This window comes from Vibrio inusitatus (assembly GCA_024346935.1).
GTDB lineage: Bacteria > Pseudomonadota > Gammaproteobacteria > Enterobacterales > Vibrionaceae > Vibrio > Vibrio inusitatus.
Genome location: AP024878.1, coordinates 2,115,208 through 2,132,995 on the forward strand (window position 1 = coordinate 2,115,208; position 17,788 = coordinate 2,132,995).

Below are 17,788 nucleotides of genomic sequence, written 5' to 3' on the forward strand. Positions count from 1 at the left end.
TGAGGAAATAAAACTTAGAAACCGTAAGAGGCACCAAATACGAAGGCATTGTTCACTAGGCTATCACCCATCGCATTCTCTGCACCATTTGCTTGACTGCGGAACTCAAAGTAAGGCTGAACACCATTACGTGTCCAAGTAGCTCGAAGCTCATGGTCCATAGTCTCGCCTTCAATCATATAAACATTGTTGTAGCTTAGAGCAAGATCCATATCCGCAAAGTCATAAGCAATGCGGTTATCCATACGGTAATCTGTATCCGCATCAGCATCAGTTGCATCGATATGAGCACGAGTACGGTTGCTAATAGAAAGACCATTATCGAAGTTATAACCAATCTTAATTAATGGGCGATATTGAATAGAATCACCTGCAGAAATCAAATGTTGGTAACCCGCTGCAACCCATAAACCATCAGTAATATTGAATGATTGCTCACCACCAACAGTAATCGCTGGAGTCGTATTACCAGCCCCACCATTTTCAGTAACAATCTCACCAAGCTGAATACCGTCAAACTCAGTATAAAGAGTCAAGCCGCCTAAACTGTTTTCAAAAGTATGGCCCGCCTCTAGCGTCGATGTTGATTTAGAGCCGTGAATACGACCATCATCGTGAAACTGAACATTACCTGTCACGTAAGAAGATGCGAATGCTGGAGAAGAAACAGCTAATGCCAGTGCACTTAACCCGATAACTTTTTTCATGTTTATACCTACATTTGTCAAACTAGAATGTATTGAGAGCCTCTATTCACAAGCTCTTCTATTAATTTTCTTGGCTTCCCTTCTAGAACCAAGATCAAATCCTTTCAGCTTCGGTAGCTCTTCAAATTTAAGCTTGCTTTGAATCACTACAATGTCTCCATGACTTGGGTGCATCCTGCTTCAGTTAATTCGCAAAGAAAAATAAAGCCCGCGACTGTGAGATATGTGTCACATCAACCTACTTTGTAAAAAAACAAAAAGTTAATTAAATCAATATAAACAACAAGTTAATGGGAATGTTAATTTTGAAGAGAATTCAACAACAAATAAAAAACCAGATAACGATCACAAGAAAAGGACCATTCAGTCAGAAAGTGTGGGACTTACGTCAAAACAGATTTAGATAAATTAGGAAGAGTTTAGCGGTCGGAACGGGAAAGAGTGATCGTAATCACGGTGCGTGGTTGTATTCTTACTGTAATCGAATTAAGTAGATTAAATATCAACAATAAATGGCGACTATAGATTGGGGTATTTTTACTATAAAAATAAAGCTCCTCAGTACTCAACATGAAAAGCACTGGGAGCTTTTAAACTGTGATAGTTCATTAAGGGTAACGCCCCTCACTATCACTAAAGATGTATCTTTCATAGCCTAATTTCATTTGTTCAGCGATAAGCGCTTCTTCAGGTATCCCACTGCATTGGCCTTTATATCTATTACCCCAGGTACCATATTCGTAGGCTTGGACTGGATTGCAGAATTTCTGCTTTCCTTGCTCGAAACCAGCGACGTACTCGGTGTATTCACCCTCTTGAACCATATCAAGGTTGAAGCGCTGTTCTAGGTTACCAGTGGTTTGTATCGGCAATCCCTTTGCGCCTTGTTTATAACCTATCTCTTGCCAAGAAGAGTTAGATGGCGTTGCCGCACATGCTGTCAACAAACTGGCACATACAATCGTTAGTAGTAATCTCATAAATTCCTCTCTCAATCACAGAAGTGATCTCTACCCATTGACCACCCTCTATACGATAGAAAGAGAAATTGAAGATTAAATTTCAGACGAGAAAGAACTTTTTCTATTTAAGGTTCTGCATCGCCCATTGCATAAATTGTTGTTGTTCGTCTCGAGAAAGCTTTGAGAATTGAGTCTTTATATCTGCTGATAAAGCCATACTATCGGCAGATGGTACTGCAGATACCGCAGCTGCAGCCATTGTCGATGCTGTTCCAGCATCAACCAATTTATTATAGGAAACGACCTGTTTTTCATAGTCATTAAATCCTTGAAAGCCACTTTTTGGTAGTACAACTAAGTCGAAGTCTACTGGCTCTCCAGAACCATCAGTCAAAGTAAAGGTTGGTGATTTATCAAACTTATTGGCTTCTTCAATCGTGCGCATCTTTTTATACGAAAGCTGATAGCTGTCTTCATCTTCTGCTTTAAATGTCATCAACATTAAGCTCGAATCAAATTTACGGCGCTTGCCGTCCTCGAATACAATTTGACCGATAGTTACACCAATTTGGTTACTTCCCTCGTCAATCTTGATCTGATCAACATCGGTGAAGATACCGTTGTCCACCGCCTTACTATTAATGACCTGAGGAACTATCTCAGTTTGAAAAGACAACAAACTGTCTGCAAATGCACTAGAACTCATTAAAAGACCAGTAACTAGGGCTAAACATGACTTTTTCATAAAAATAATTCCAAAAATTCTAATAACAATAAGGGCGCGAAGCGCCCTTATTAATTTGACTGAATTAGAAGTAGTATTCAACACCTACTGATACTTCTACGAAATCTTCAGACTTCCAACGTAAATCTGTAGCATCCGTTACCTGAACTTTGTCACCAAAGTCTAGAGTACGTGCACGAGCGTATAGAACTGCTGACGGATCAACGAAGTAAAGAACCTGACCAGAGATGACGTTATCGTCCGTATCGTCAATTGTTTGACCATCACGCTCTAACTCGAAGTTCATTGCATATGCTAATTTGTACTGCCAATCACCCGTAGTGTAGATAAGACCTGTTGACATAGCACCTTGCTTCTCATCGATGCCTGAAGTCGTTGATGCTTCCATGTGCTTGTATTGAGCAAACAATGAAATACCATTTTCAAACCAAGCTTGAATGCCTGCTAGATACGTGTCATTGGTCCAAGTCGTACCTTCTGATTCAAAGTTATCATTTCGCTCATAAGCCAAATCAAATTGGAAAGGCCCAACATTATAGTGCGCTGCACCACCAAACCAGTAGTCATCACCTGCACCCAAAGCGGCCTCGTCACCAGCACCCATCGCAAGGTCAAAAGAAAGCGCATCAAAGTATTTTGGCGTATCCCAGCGAATGGTGTTTGATTGACGATCTTGGTATTTTGCACCACCGATTGAACCACCCCAGTCATAGACATCACCCAAACCTGGGTTAGATGCTGGCCAGTCAATCAGTTCGTAGATAGGAGTCAAAACACGACCTAGACGAACCTGCCCCATACCTTCACTTTCAAAACCAACGAAAGTATCACGCTCACCAAGACCTGCACCTGAACCACCAAAGCTAGGATCTACGTAACCACCTTCAATTTGCCATAAGAAAGTCGGGCCAAAATTCTTAAATTGTTTTTTGCCACGAAAACCAATACGGGATTCGTTGTTCAATTGCATGCCACCTAAGTCATCATCTGTAGCTGAATTACCAGTATCATAATCACGGTATGCTGCTTGCAAAGCGATGATGCCGTAGACTTCATATGAAAAGTCACTCTTTGTTAAAAATGTTTCTGCGGCATTCTCACCTTGGATACCAGCTGCTAATGCTGCACCACTAAGTGAAAGACTGGATAACGCGACCGCTACTAAAGACTTTTTGAACAGAGACATGAAGGAACCCCTTGTATTTTATAAATTATTTTATTTGTGTAATCAGCACTTCCGGTGCCGTTTTTGTTTACTGGGTTAATTCTTACAGATTTTTTCAAACACGAAATAAGTACAGAGGATTTATTTGAACAAGTTCACTATCAAAAAACCTAAAGATAATTAAACCAATAATTTCAACAACTTAACTTACGTCAAAATCGTCAAATTTAGCCAGCATAGTAAAAAACAGTATTTCTACGACTATTTTTAAGTCTGAATCACGAGAGAAAATTGAAGTACGTCATACTGGATTTAGATTTCACTTTACAGAAGTTCAAAACAATCATTAGAAATGTGATCTTCACTCAAAGTAAGCAACTGAAAGGATGGCAAATAGAGGTATTTCATTTCTCGTTAAATCATTTTTAACGGCAAACCTCGCAATCTAAATTAAGAATGTGAATTAAGTTGAGTGTTTAGGGCACAGTAGTCAGCAAAAAATAAGTACATTCTTACTCAGGAAACCTGAACAAAACACAATCATTGTGATTTCCCTTGAGAGGGGAAGTCGTGTTTTAAGCTATTAGCCTATCTTTTGATCATTAGTAGAGCATTTGGAATTTTCTAGAGTATGGACAAGTAAAACTCTCACTATTTAGCATTCCCTGCTTTCATCGAGATCTGTTCTACGCAATACCATAGATAATGGTCTCCGATAAAAATCTCGGAGGCGATGATCTCTAAGGCATCTCATTTTATCACGCTCTACCCAGCCGCCAGTTATACCCATAACAGTAAGTAGATGGCCCAAAAAAGCGCAGGAAAACACGTGACAACAAATCGGAATTTTTGATACGTCGTTATTTTACAATCACAAACTTATGCCAAACACATCGTCGTCCTCGAATGTTTTTATCGGGGGCCTTTCGATTATATTGCGTAGAAACAGATTCCCGATAAAAACACTCGGGAATGACGCATACCGCAGAGCTTGAGACAGGCTATCAGCTATCAGCTATCAGCTATCAGCTATCAGCTATCAGCTATCAGCTATCAGCTAGAGGATAATGCCACAGCACATAACGTCTGTAATAGACTTCTAATGAGAAATACTTTTGAGTTAGTAAGGAGGAAAAGCGTAATCTAGATTACGATGTTTCAGATAGAAGAGTCTCGCTTTTCGTTGTTTATTCCAGACAAAAAAAGGGCCAGCAACAAGTGCTGGCCAAGAGGAAATAAACGAACCCTACGAAACTACTTAACTTGTGTTACTCGACTCTCCCTTTCGCCGCTAGCGGATACAGATTTAATCCATACGTCACCAGAAACTGATGGACGTTGTTCATCTTGATAAGTTACCCAGTTTTCACCATCTACCGAGTACTGCAACTCTGCTCCAGGGAATTGAACGTTCATAGCAAGTTTGCCATCAACGACTTCAGCACCAGGAATTGGTAGACGATAGTCAATCCCAGCTTTCTCTAACTTAGCAAGTTCACGTTGACCCATTACATTGGCAAAGCGAGTCCAGTCAGCAAGAAGGGCGTCTTTGTTAACAAGATCAGTATCTAGGGAGTATTCGACACCTGCCTTGTATTCATTTTCCCACTCCGCTGCATGCCATGCGCGCTCTGCTGCTGCAATCACACGAGGGAACACCATATATTCATATTGCTCATCAGTACGTACAGTTTCAGACCAAAGTTGTGCTGATAGTCCTAAGAAAGGCTTCTTAGCTTCAACTTCGCCTTTAGCTGTAAAGCCATTACCATCACGATCAACTGAGGTTTCAGCATTTTGAGGCATATTTTCTGGTGCAAAAGTAAACATCTTACGTGTGTCGGTTGCACGCGTTGCCCAGTAGTAACCACGCTCTTTAGCATCTACTTCGTATGGGAAATCCATGTAAACGTAATCTGGATTTGATGCGATTACGTCATAGCCTTTGTTAGCCCACTCATAAATGCTCGCAGCGCCGCCCCAGTAAAGTGTTTCCCAGAAGTTAACGCGAGTTGTGTCAGTGGCAAAAGACTGTGCACCTTCTGCAGATTTCAAGCCATCTTCCCAAGCTTGGAAATTAGCGATACCTTTATCTGCAACAATTTTAGACACTTCTTCGGCGAAGTAGCTTGGTAGATGACTAAAGTCACTTACATCACCCTTTTCAACCAATGCCTGACATTGTGGTGATTGCTCAAATGGCATGTCTTGTTCGGTTAAGTCAATATTACCTTTCCAGCCCGCTTTTTCTTCAGCAGTGACATCTTGGAAGCCTGCACCTAGCTTGATATTTTTAGCTTCGTCACCACCAAAGTGCCATGTTGTCAACGGAGCACCTGCTTCAGCGTGCATCGCAGCGACTTCAGATACCACTTTATCTACAAAGCGCGCTGAAGAATCCATACATGGGTTAATAAAGCTATGCTTGTCGTAGAACTGAATCGTCGTTACGTTCGAGGTATCTTCAGGGTCAGTCAGACGGTATTCATTTGCTGCTTGTTCATCACCTGCTTCACTCAAACGATTATAACGAGCCTCCATTGAGATAACAGCTGCTCTAGCGTGAGCTGGCATATCAATCTCAGGAATCACTTCTACATTATTTGCTTTTGCAAAACGTAGTATCTCTACATAGTCTTCACGACTAAAGAAACCAGTACCATTATTGTCTGTCGCTGGACCTGATCCTAGCTGAGGCATCAAACAGGTTTCTTCATCCACATCGAAACAACGTTTAGAACCAATATCGGTTAGTTCTGGAAGACCTGGGATCTCTAGTCTCCAACCTTCGTCATCGGTAAGGTGAAGGTGCAACTTATTCATTTTGTATGCAGCTAGCTGCTCGATAGTCGCTAAAATCGCTTCTTTAGAATGGAAGTTACGTGCAACATCCACCATCACACCACGATAATCAAAACGAGGTGCGTCTTTAATCATCAGTTGTGGTAATTCAGCTGGATTTTGGATATCAACCAAAGCATAAACAGATTGCATTGCGTAGAATGCACCGGCTTGATCGAAGGCGTTAATCTCAATACCTTTTGCATTGATATCAAGAGTGTAAGCACCTGATATTGCGTATTCTTTATCGAACTCTTTAGGTGTGATCATTACGTTTACTGGAGTCGAGCCTTCAAGGCTAACACCCAATAGTTCAGCGCGGTTTTGTAAAGCGCTTAGCTGATCAGCCTCAAAAGCTGTTCCCTCTAGTTTAAGGCCTTTAGAAATATCAATTGAGCCCTGACCAATTTTGGTAAATGCAGGTGCCGGTATAATTGCTGCGGTCACGTCTTCACGTACAATATCGCTGTTCTTTTCAAAACGAGAAGCAGCCGTGGCAATGATATTATTGTCACCACTATGACGTTTTAAGTTATCGCCTTCTAATCCGCTAACAAAGCTTGAAACTTCTTCAGTGTCTAAAGAAACGATTTTCTTCGGCTCTGCACCTTCAGCTGTAACAAATGCGCCAGGGAAGAAATCTGTTTCAAACAACTGCCAGTATTCACTAGTTAGCAATAATTCGACTTTCTCGCCAGCTGCAAAACCATCAAACTTATCCGTTGGTTCAAGTTTATGTAGATCACCTGTTACACGTGTGATTTTGAACTGATCACTATCTATCTCTAGAACTAAACGAATGCTATGGAAGTAAATGGCCCAGTCATTTGAGTCAATAGCTTCACCTTCATTCGCTAGAGTCATTTTCACCTGGTTACATGAAGCCCATTCCGCACCCAAGTCTTGACATTTTAAACCATCTTCAGCGCCGTGATTGGTTAGCACTTGGTAATCGATATCTAGATTATTTGCTAGTTGGTCTACCGTTGTTTGCGGTGAACTCTGCATTGAAGAACACCCAGCCAGTACGGTTATTACAGAGGTAGCAATCAAACTCTTTTTCAACATGATAAGTCCCTATTGATATTTTAATTTTTCTAAATCAGTTATGAGTAGGTCTGCATACAATCTAAACTGCGTTAATTCGCAATGCAAATTTAGTAAATCAAAACGGAAACGGAATGCAAGCCTCCTCAAAAATAGGTAAATCATTGTTTTATATGCATTTATTATTTATATTGACCTTAATGTAGCTTCAGATCCCAGATTGAATTGAGGTATTTTTATATTGAAAGTGTGATTATCACCACTCACCGTCAAAAACGTCAAAGTGGTGTTTTTTTAGATCTTAACGAGGAATGCTGTTTTTCTGCCCAGTAGAGTAAAGGGCCCCAACATTTAAGGTGAACATGTATCGAATTAAAATCAAAGTCCATTAAATCAACAGCTTAATTAGATATTAAGCAATATAACTTTCATATGACCACGATGTTTCTATCCTAAGGTGGCTTATCCATAGCGTGATGAGGTTTTGAGGCGGGTTATTGATTATCCTACTTTAGAAAATGTGATCACGGACTAAATTCACAACTTGAAATAACATTCCATGTTATTAAAGCGTTTACGCACGTGCCAAAAAACAACTTCATGTATTTCAATACAGCTAGGGTTACCTCATCACATTTCAGACCATACACTCCGATGCCGACTCCATATTAATTGTTAAGTAAACAACTCTCATCTTAATTTAATTTTCTTTAAAATCAGCATGTTGACAGGAATATTTATATATTTATAAGCCCTTAACCATAAATAAATAACTTTTTTATGAATGCATTACCATCTGTTGATGTGTACTAAGTCACATTTTGTCAGGATGTCTATAGGTCTTGAACCGACTTAGCACTTCGTATCATCAACTCTCATTTTTGCAGATGATGCAGCGCTCTATTTAATAGCCTTTATTCCACTATTTATTACTGCTTACTTCTTTGCCGTCAATAATTTACGAATAGTGCTCTAAAAGAAAGCCGGCTAACACAATTTGAAGATAAATAATATTTTGGAGAAAGTCATGTCAACACAGCATACTAAGTCTGCTACGCACGAGAAAATGATTCGTGAATATGGTACGGAAGTAGAACACAAGCACAATAAAGATCACTTGGAATACAAAGATAAAGAAAGCCAACTACACCGCCACTTGCACGGTGGTCATACGGCGCACAAACCTAGTCATCACCATCATAAAACTGCTCACCATCACACTCACCAGCACACAGAAGGTGACCAGTAATATGTGTATATCAACCGCTTTATCAAGTACAAAGAATCAAATCTGTAATATCGATTTCAGCATTGATACCTATCACGGAGAAGTGGTTGTATTGCTTAAACCCGTAGGTAAGATCACCAAAGAAGTGCTTCTTTTAACTAAGCCATTTATAGAAGACGCCTTAGCTGAGTCACCAGAAAAATCAGTTAGATTGATTATAGATGCGACAGAATTTAGCGGTTGGGAATACGATTCATTTCTTGAAGATGTAAAACTGGGGCTGAGACATCGTAAAGACATCGATAAGATTGCTTTTTGTGGACACCAACACTGGCAAGAAATTATAGTGGAACTAGCAAACCACATAATGAATGCCGATGTTCAATACTTCGAACATCTTCCAGAAGCCGAACTATGGGCTACTTTATAATCTTTGTGACCACAAATTTCAGGCGAGAGCACTCTGGCGTCCATACACTAGCGATATGAATCCTGACCCCTGTATACATTAGTCATTTAAAAGTCGTTAAAGCAAAAAAAAGGATTGGCTTTTGCCAATCCTTTTTCACCTTAACTATTTTCTAGATTAAGAGTAATCAGAAGCGTAAGTTTCTTCATAAGTGTGAGAGTAAAGCTCAAACAAATTGCCAAACGGGTCTTCTAAATACACCATCTTTTGAGGCTTATTGTTGTCTTCTGGGTGGTAGCGCATGATGTCCATACGTACCTTACCGCCATACTGCTCTGTGCGAGCAATAGCACCTTCAAAGTCATCGGTTTGCAGACAAAAATGAAAGATACCTAAGCGAGAGAAGTCAACTTCATGACGTTCTTGGCGATCTTTCATTTCGAACATCTCTACACCGATACCGTCAGAAGTAACAAGGTGGGCAATGTTAAAGCCTTTAAAGCCTTCACCGAATACTGCAATACACATGCGGCCAATAGCCGTCTCGCGCTCTTCGATAACCTTAGTGTTGTTCATTACAATTTCAAGACCCAACGCTTTAGTGTAGAACTCTACCGCTTTGTCCATCTCGCCAACCATGATACCTACGTGGTTCATCTTCATAATCTGCTCCAATCTCTAGTAATTTGTTTCGTATTTTGCGTCGATGGAAAGAGTATATGAGGAAATTGATATTATAGAAAATTATTGATATTTATTCATATAATAACCATTACTTATGATTAAGCTTTGCTTGCATCACGCTTAGCTTGGTGGCGCTAAAGCTATGCGACAAGCATTCTCACTGCTAAGTTAAACATAGATTCAAAAGTGAATATTAAAGCTTACACTGTTAGTTAAGCTACTAGAACAAACAGAGATTTTCAGAATGCCCAATTATTTTGAAAGCCCATTCATAGGGAAGACACTTAAAGAGCAAGTCACAAACCCCAATATCATTGTTGGCGATCACAGTTATTACTCAGGCTACTACCATAAACATAGCTTCGATGACTGTGCTCGTTACTTGCTCCCTGATAGAGATGATGTAGATAAATTAATCATAGGTAGTTATTGCTCTATTGGCTCTGGAGCCGTATTTATGATGGCAGGCAATCAAGGTCACCAGCTCCAATGGGCCAGTACCTTTCCTTTTTTCTATCAAGATAATGAAAACTTCATGGACGCTTCAGATGGCTTTGAACGTTCAGGAGATACTGTCATTGGCAATGATGTATGGATTGGTACTGAAGCGATGATAATGAGTGGCGTCAATGTTGGAGATGGGGCCATCATTGCCAGTCGCGCAGTGATAACCAAAGATGTAGAAGCTTATTCTATTGTTGGATCAAATCCCGCAAAACATATCCGCTATCGCTTCAACGAACGCCAGCGCGCCCTACTTCTTGAGATGAAATGGTGGGAATGGAGCGAACTGCATATCAAAGGTGCGATGAAATTACTTTGCTCCTCTGATATCGAAAGTCTTTACGAGTACTGGAAAGCAAGCATAGTAAACGCGTAGTCTACGTTAACCGGCAAGCAATATCCTTACTTAGGCCAAGTTGAGAATTCAACTCTCTCATCAGCGATATAGAACAATATCTCACCGCTTTTTATTACAGTACTAAGCTTTTGATTGATATTGACCTCTCCTGCTGCGTTGCGACTACCAATAATCGTCGCTTCGAAGTTCTGCTTGAAATCTAAGAATACTTTTTCAAGTTCAAAATCAGGCACTCCTTCAGGCACAACAATACTATATTGCGTCTGTCCCTTATGGGCAGACACTAACTCACTGTGTACAAAGCTACTGCCAAAATCTATTACCGATTTGGCCAGTAATTCAGTGGAAAGGTTCGATATGCATTCTGCATTTGGATAGTGCGCCGAAAGGATCTTACATTTCACATCATCCACAAAGTGAGCCACTAAATGTGCATTCGGGTTCAATCTCGCCACAAACAAAGAAATGGTTAATGTCATTTCATCAGTATCCGTATCGACAACCAAGCAAGATGCTTTATCTATACTAGCTCGCTTTAAGTCATCTTCTTCAGTAAAGCTATGTGCATTGATAAACTCAACATCATCACCAAGTGGATTTTGTTGTTCTTGGACACTGATAAGAACTATTTTCCGCTGCCTTTCTTCTCGCTTAAGCATTTGCACCAAATGTGGTGTTCTGTCGCGATTGTAGCCAATAATCACAATATGGTTGGTAAAATTCACGTTGTGTTTTCCTTTAAATTGACGAAACCAGAACGTAGAAAACGAACTGATCACCTTGCCGATGATGACACCAAACAAACCTAGCGATAGAGGGATAACGAAGAAGGCAGTAAATAACCGACCATTTGGAGTAGAAGGTGACATGTCACCATACCCTACGGTTGAACCAGTAACAGCAAGAAAGTAAATAAAATCAACTAGCTGATCTGTGAGTGCATGCTCTCCTAGTGTTCGGTAGCCCAAATAAACAAGAGTTGAGTATACAAATACCAAAAACAACGCATTGGTTTTAGCTAACACCAATGCGTATCTCGATAAATATCTGTCCCACCAAATCAATAGCTGTTCTTTAAATGTCACTCTTCATTCCATATCTCGAATTACTTTGTAATTTGAAGTGTTACTAAAACCAATGATAAGTAGCCGAAATGCCATAGTAGTTAATATCAGGACCACCAATATCGTTATACCATGTGTACTCTACAGCACCAGACCAATTTTTTAGAAATTGATACTCAAGTCCAACACCTAGGTGAGGAGTCCAACCTTGATCGTCTTCAAAAACATTCTCTCCGTTGGCACTCCACTCATAGGCCTGAAAACCTATTTTGCCAAAGATCGAAAGACGCTCGACCATTTCATAAGAGCCTTTTGCTGTTAAATCGAGTGTTTTCGCATCATAACTACCCGATACATCCTTGAGTTCAGCTTCACCTAAATCATGGTAACCTAACTCAAAAGCAAGCCATGGTAGTGCTTGAATACCAAAGAATATACCCCAAGAAAATGGAGAGTCATCCACTCCAGTTACCTCTGTGACACCAGATCCTAAGTCACCATAATTCGCTGTCCCTAATTTAATTCCACCATAAAAATGTGAAAACGTTAAATTATCTGATTCCTCGGCCAGTGAAGGAAACGACAGGGCTAGCAGTAGCGTGATTGTGAGAGCGCTCTTTTTCATTCTCTAATATCCTTCCAAGCTTAAAAGTTAATCATGGTACTGATATACCTAATACTAGACCTTGATTGTGATGAAATAGAGAAACCCGATAGTAAATCTAGATAACCTGGAGAGAATGATGAAAAATTTGATCGGCTTAGTACAGCAGTAAACCAATCAAGAATGATGTTCACAATTAAAATAAGACAATGAAATTTAAGAAGGAAGTCTAGTAAAAAAGAGAAGATAGTCTTTGTTATTTAGTCAGTGAATAATCATTCATCCGTGCATACTTAATTGCATCATGGCGCGAATGAACATTTAACTTTTTGTAAAGCTTATAGATATGGCTTTTTACCGTACTCTCTGAAAGAAACAAACGAGTGGCGATCTGCTGATTTGAAATGCCATAAGCAAGTAACTCTAGGATTTGTTTCTCTCTAGAGGTTAAGTCAGAGTCATGATGCTCCGCTGATAGATCAGAACAACGATAGCTACAGACTAATCTCTCCATGTATGGCCTAGGAAGCCAGAGTCCCCCATTGAAGATATATTCAATACTTTCATTTATATGTTCGATCATCGCATTTTCAAGAAGTACACCTTTTAGCAATTTCCAACGTAGAAGGTCTTCATCAAGCGGTGTTGCAGGCACGTTATGCACCATAAGAGGCCAACTTAACATATCAAAGTCGGGTAAGATTTGTTTGCTATCGATATAACGCAAGTATTGGTGCTCTATCAAAACTAAATCAGCGACGAGCGTTTGACTGTTAGCTATCGCTTCATCAGGCGAGCAAGTATGTACCCGAAGGTTTGGTTTTGTAGAAAGTTGCTTTTCTAGAAGACTAGTTTGCAGGTTTCTTTCCGCAAGGATCAACAAAGTTCGCATGTTCATGATTAGTGTCTTTTGTGGCTCACACTACAACTTTTAAATGCCACTGCCTCACTATTCTGGTTGTTTTTTGTACAGTAAATATAGTGTAAAGATCCTTTCCTTGAAAGAGAAAAAGACGAGCTCTGTATGAGAGAACTATTCTCTTTCTCATCAAAATTACTACCTGCTTGAATGGTATTTTACAACTTTATAGTCCATCAAAAATGTCAACTATCTGTTCTTAAAGGTAAACCACCTCCTCGTACTTTACCTTTGACTCGTCTCAACTTAATAATCACTAGTGCTAAAACTAACTCTTATTCATACTTTTTTAACACGGCTTTTCATACTCTAAGCAACCCTTAACAAAAGCATCGTAACCAATTGTTTTTTATTGGTTTTATCGAGGCTTATCGATACTGCCATCTAAATCAGCTTTCGCCTCTCCATCACACTACTTTTGCTTACCTATAATCTGATTGCTCTCGGGGAGAAGTGAGAGCGAAGGCGTATTTTTGCAAACCCTCAAACTGGACGAACAAGGATAATGGGGTACTTATTATGAACATGAATAAAACCGGTATTGCACTAGCGTTAGCTGCAATTCTACTGAGTGGTAATGCGTTCGCTGATGGTCGTCGTGGTAACGATGGTCCTAATACTCAGTCAGTTCCTTCCGATAGCGTTGAAGTCGATGACAACTACGTAAATGGTGGTAACAACAATAAGCAATGGGAAGACAGTGCAAACATGCAAGGTAGTGGTAACAACCACAACAATACTGACGACAACAGTAACAGCTTGGAAGTAGCTGACAGCTTTAATCTTGACTCTGATATTGATGTCGATAAAAGCAACAATAGTACTCATGATACAGACAACAGTAAAAATCTTGATGTAGCTGACAGCTTTAATTTAGACACTGATATTGATGTCGATAAAAGCAACAACAGTACTCATGATACAGACAACAGTAAAAACCTTGATGTAGCTGACAGCTTTAACATTGATGCTGATGGGAGCACCAACGATAGCTACAACCAAACCTATGAATTGGACATAGATGCAACTTTCGTTGTTGCTAATTCATCTTTAGATGGTGAAGTAAATGATAACGAAATCGAAATTGGTAGTAGCGGTGGCGGTTATGAACAACGAGGACGCTCTAGTCGACCTTCAGCTTCGGGTGCTGTGAACCTTCGAGCAGTCAACAGTGTTGATGGCATGCGAAATGTTGCTGGTATTACATCTGTTGCTCAAAATGCTGGTGCAAACTCTTTGGTTCAACAATCTGTTAACACTAATGCAAGCATTATTCCTGAGTAAGCAGCTTTACTGAGCTAGGAGTGAACTATGCGTTTGATAATGTGCACAATCAGTTTAATGTTAACCTTCTCTGTGCACGCGGATGAACTGATGTTACCTGATAGTGCTGTCGGCAATGAAGTTATGGAACAATCTAGAGGCAAGCAGTCCGTAGAACTAGATGTTACTAGCCTAGCTTCTGATATCGATGGTACTAGTGAAGGGAATATGGCAATTAACACAATGAGTGGTAACAATATTCTCTCTCCAGGCGCGTTTTCGGATAATTCAGGTATTTCTAGTGTTATTCAAAATACTGGTAATAACGTATTAATCCAGAATTCAACCGTCGTCAACCTGAGTATTGAATAGCAACATGAAGAGGATAATGAGTCCCCTAGCCTGGTTGATGCTGACATTCTCAGCATCAACCTTCGCTATTGAATTTCTACCACACAGGGCAAACTATTCTGTCCCTGTAAAAAGTTACAAAGAAATCGTGTTTGGTGATATCTACCGCCAGCAATACGATTTCAGTTGTGGCTCGGCCGCACTGGCTTCTTTATTACAGTTTCACTATCAACGCCCCTCTGAAGAACAGCAAATTTTTAACGCTATGTATGAAAAAGGAAACCAAGAGCTTATTAATCGGAAAGGGTTCTCACTACTCGATATGAAGTACTACCTTGAATCTGTTGGTTTAAAAGCAGATGGATTCAAGATAAGCCTAGAAAGAATGCGCAAAGCTGGAGTCCCTGGAATCACATTAGTGAATTTTGACGGTTACATGCACTTTGTCGTAATCAAAGGTATAGGAGATAACAACGTAGTATTAGGTGATCCCTCTAGAGGAACAATGGTTATGCCGATAAACGAATTTAATCAATACTACCAAGGCCTTGTTTTATTGGTACGAAATGAAGCAGATGTCGGAAGGACTAACTTTGTCGATGCGGATACTTTCTCCATTTATGCATCCTCTCCTTTAGAGACAGGAATAATAAGAGATTCTATCGGGTTACATAGTATTACTCTTCCATCTTCTGGGGATTATTAGGAGTCACATGATAGCTAATAAATTAATAGTCGCATTTGGGTTATTGATGCTACCAATCAGTTTGCTACATGCAGATGAATTGGATATGACAGACATCCAAATCGCTGATAACTACACCTTATCAACTCTGCGTGGTGGGTTTCGACTCAGCAATGATTATGTCATTGATATTGGAATCAGTATCACAGCAGCGGTAAATGGCAAGAATATCTATCAAGCCACTATAGCCAACTTGGTATTTCGCAACGGCAATCTTACCGCAGAGCCTACACTAGACAACGACAGTAGTTTTACAGAGATAAATGCAGTGCAGGTGGGTGAAGGTAACTTCATAGAAGGGAAAGCTAACCAACCTAGTTCACCTGGGGTAACAAAACCCGATATTGTAACTGGGCCTGGCATTATTAATATTATTCAAAACACTCTAGATAACAGCGTTCTCGGCCTCAATACCGTCGTTGATGTGGATGCTCGCGTTGAAAGCGTCAACAAGCAAATTCGCGATGATCTTCGATTAAAAGAATCTCTACTACAACATAGATACTAATTGGACTAGAAGTAGTATGGAACTCTAACTGACAATTGAAAATCTGGAGTATCCTCGGTAAGACCTGCTTGTGCGCTTATATTGAGCGAAGATCGCGGGTTCATTCTTAGATTTACGCCAAAAGTTAAAGAATCTAAATGAAGAAGTTTGGCATCGTCAGGTTCTTGTCCGTTGATCTTACTCTTTAAAATGGTTCTGTGGTTTACTCCTATTGAAAAAGATAGATCTGGGTTAACAGCAAAGCCCATACCACCGCCAATTGATATGGTATCTCCTAGATCAATTTCTTGCTCCTCACTCCCCCCCACCTCTACTTTATCTTTAAAATTATAGATGTACCCTATATTGGCAAATAACACAGCGGGATCCGTTGGGTACAGCATGGTGAGGCTAGGTTCAATACTCCAAAACCCTGAACCTGTTGAAACATCCTCTAAGGTATTAGTTGTTTCATCAATGTCTATTTCATAAGGAGAGCGACCGGTTTTGGTTTTTAGCCTCAACCCTCCTATCCAATAGGGCGTGCTATCGAAATTAAACTGATGGCGTAAACCAATTTCTAGATCCCCCATTGCTCCACCGCTATTCGAACGGCTAATCACATCCGGAGAGCCATCTTGAATCGGTCTAACGACTATCTGATCGTTACGGTAGACATAAGGCAATCTCAACTCAAACTCCGTCGCATTGGTTAATCCGAGACGCGCTGTTAGCCCAAATGTAGTTGTAACAAAGTCCGCATCACTGACCTCAATCCGCCCAACAATTAGCGTGGGGAGTACGGTATAACCAACGACAGAAACACGGTTTGAAGAGTTTTGAGTAAAACTAAGAGAGCCTTCTAAGGACCAAGTTCCTTTGGGGGATAGGACCCCTGGTTTATCAATGACGTCGCCTACTGTTAGCGTGACATCATTGTTTTCTTCTGCATAAATACTTTGGCTCATGCACAATAAAACGGTGCCACACCAGACAATCGGTTTGTCCAACATCACAATATCCTTCTTTTTGGGGTGTTTAATTTTTAGTCAATTTTGCGTATATCGCAAATATTTAGTACAAAAATTAACCATCAAGAAGGTGTAATTCAGCCCTCTTTCATAAAGGAAAGAGTCTGCCATTTTTGGTGGGGTTTTCTAATATGGTCAGTGAAGATGGACTGGGACTGGGCTTCCTACGGATTAGTACGATAGTCAAGGACATGTGCTTCTCTATGTCCTTAAACAACAAAACCCCGCAACGAGTGCGAGGTTTCTAGATATGGTCGATGAAGAGGGATCCGATTGGACTGGCATTCCAGCCCACGACATGTACTTTCCTTCCTCTCTAAACGACAAAACCCCGCAACGAGTGCGGGGTTTCTAAAGGTGGTCGGTGAAGAGGGATTCGAACGCGGCGGGCTTCCGCACCCGACCCGTGCACCAGTGAAAACAGTGTATTCTAAAACGCAAAAAGCCCGTCATTTCTGACGAGCTTTTCTAATATGGTCGGTGAAGAGGGATTCGAACCCCCGACCCTCTGGTCCCAAACCAGATGCGCTACCAAGCTGCGCTATTCACCGAATTCTCAATGAGGAGTATTTCCTGCTGAGACCGCGTATAATACGGATTTTTTCTGACTGCGCAATACCTATCTTTATAAAAATGCATTTGAAATTCTTATATGGCGAAAGATTAAGCTCCCT

The 17,788-nt window shown here is 40.3% G+C and carries 17 protein-coding genes and 1 tRNA gene; 7 read left to right on the forward strand and 11 right to left on the reverse strand.

All coding sequences use genetic code 11. The annotated features are described in order from the left end of the window. Positions 1–14 precede the first annotated feature (14 nt). The 5 genes from OCU48_RS09675 to OCU48_RS09695 form a co-directional block, all read right to left on the reverse strand. Positions 15–707: an oligogalacturonate-specific porin KdgM family protein gene (locus OCU48_RS09675; protein WP_141346006.1), complete on the reverse strand. Its 693-nt coding sequence runs from the start codon at positions 705–707 to the stop codon at positions 15–17. Between the two features lie 608 nt (positions 708–1,315). Then, complete coding sequence (locus tag OCU48_RS09680) at positions 1,316–1,687, reverse strand: DUF2799 domain-containing protein (RefSeq protein ID WP_141346004.1); 372 nt, start codon at positions 1,685–1,687, stop codon at positions 1,316–1,318. A gap of 103 nt (positions 1,688–1,790) precedes the next feature. After that, positions 1,791–2,414, reverse strand: a complete 624-nt coding sequence (locus tag OCU48_RS09685) for a YccT family protein (RefSeq protein WP_141346002.1) — start codon at positions 2,412–2,414, stop codon at positions 1,791–1,793. Between the two features lie 64 nt (positions 2,415–2,478). After that, positions 2,479–3,600, reverse strand: coding sequence for a porin (locus tag OCU48_RS09690; protein ID WP_141346000.1), 1,122 nt, complete (start codon positions 3,598–3,600; stop codon positions 2,479–2,481). 1,233 nt (positions 3,601–4,833) lie between these two features. Then, on the reverse strand, positions 4,834–7,488 hold the full coding sequence (locus tag OCU48_RS09695; protein WP_141345998.1) for a beta-N-acetylhexosaminidase: 2,655 nt from the start codon (positions 7,486–7,488) through the stop codon (positions 4,834–4,836). 1,006 nt (positions 7,489–8,494) lie between these two features. Here OCU48_RS09695 and OCU48_RS09700 point away from each other — a divergent pair. Then, positions 8,495–8,716, forward strand: coding sequence for a hypothetical protein (locus tag OCU48_RS09700; RefSeq protein ID WP_141345996.1), 222 nt, complete (start codon positions 8,495–8,497; stop codon positions 8,714–8,716). Position 8,717: 1 nt separating this feature from the next. Beyond that, on the forward strand, positions 8,718–9,125 hold the full coding sequence (locus OCU48_RS09705) for a SpoIIAA family protein (protein WP_141345994.1): 408 nt from the start codon (positions 8,718–8,720) through the stop codon (positions 9,123–9,125). Positions 9,126–9,281: 156 nt separating this feature from the next. On the opposite strand, the gene OCU48_RS09710 is transcribed toward OCU48_RS09705, so the two are convergent. Beyond that, a complete protein-coding gene (locus OCU48_RS09710) occupies positions 9,282–9,767 on the reverse strand; it encodes a VOC family protein (protein WP_141345993.1) in 486 nt (161 codons plus the stop codon). A 265-nt stretch (positions 9,768–10,032) separates the two neighbouring features. Between OCU48_RS09710 and catB the strand changes: the two genes are divergently transcribed. Beyond that, entirely contained in the window at positions 10,033–10,668 is a 636-nt protein-coding gene (gene catB, locus OCU48_RS09715) for a type B chloramphenicol O-acetyltransferase (RefSeq protein ID WP_141345991.1), read from the forward strand. Between the two features lie 26 nt (positions 10,669–10,694). On the opposite strand, the gene OCU48_RS09720 is transcribed toward catB, so the two are convergent. From OCU48_RS09720 to OCU48_RS09730, 3 genes are all read right to left on the reverse strand, one after another. Continuing rightward, positions 10,695–11,735 (reverse strand): ion channel, encoded by a 1,041-nt coding sequence (locus OCU48_RS09720; protein ID WP_141345989.1) that lies wholly within the window; start codon positions 11,733–11,735, stop codon positions 10,695–10,697. A 43-nt stretch (positions 11,736–11,778) separates the two neighbouring features. Beyond that, complete coding sequence (locus OCU48_RS09725; protein ID WP_141345986.1) at positions 11,779–12,339, reverse strand: outer membrane beta-barrel protein; 561 nt, start codon at positions 12,337–12,339, stop codon at positions 11,779–11,781. Between the two features lie 235 nt (positions 12,340–12,574). After that, on the reverse strand, positions 12,575–13,216 hold the full coding sequence (locus OCU48_RS09730) for a helix-turn-helix transcriptional regulator (RefSeq protein WP_141345984.1): 642 nt from the start codon (positions 13,214–13,216) through the stop codon (positions 12,575–12,577). 540 nt (positions 13,217–13,756) lie between these two features. On the opposite strand from OCU48_RS09730, the gene OCU48_RS09735 reads away from it, so the two are divergent. The 4 genes from OCU48_RS09735 to OCU48_RS09750 are packed head-to-tail and all read left to right on the forward strand — an operon-like array spanning position 13,757 to position 16,104. Then, entirely contained in the window at positions 13,757–14,521 is a 765-nt protein-coding gene (locus OCU48_RS09735; protein WP_141345982.1) for a hypothetical protein, read from the forward strand. Positions 14,522–14,548: 27 nt separating this feature from the next. Next, positions 14,549–14,872: a carbon storage regulator gene (locus tag OCU48_RS09740; RefSeq protein ID WP_141345980.1), complete on the forward strand. Its 324-nt coding sequence runs from the start codon at positions 14,549–14,551 to the stop codon at positions 14,870–14,872. 16 nt (positions 14,873–14,888) lie between these two features. Continuing rightward, entirely contained in the window at positions 14,889–15,557 is a 669-nt protein-coding gene (locus OCU48_RS09745; protein WP_244312317.1) for a C39 family peptidase, read from the forward strand. Positions 15,558–15,564: 7 nt separating this feature from the next. After that, positions 15,565–16,104 (forward strand): hypothetical protein, encoded by a 540-nt coding sequence (locus tag OCU48_RS09750; protein ID WP_141345976.1) that lies wholly within the window; start codon positions 15,565–15,567, stop codon positions 16,102–16,104. 5 nt (positions 16,105–16,109) lie between these two features. Here OCU48_RS09750 and OCU48_RS09755 read toward each other — a convergent pair whose 3' ends face one another. Further along, positions 16,110–17,096, reverse strand: a complete 987-nt coding sequence (locus OCU48_RS09755; protein ID WP_141345974.1) for a transporter — start codon at positions 17,094–17,096, stop codon at positions 16,110–16,112. A gap of 492 nt (positions 17,097–17,588) precedes the next feature. After that, a tRNA-Pro gene (locus OCU48_RS09760) sits at positions 17,589–17,665 on the reverse strand. Positions 17,666–17,788: the final 123 nt, after the last annotated feature.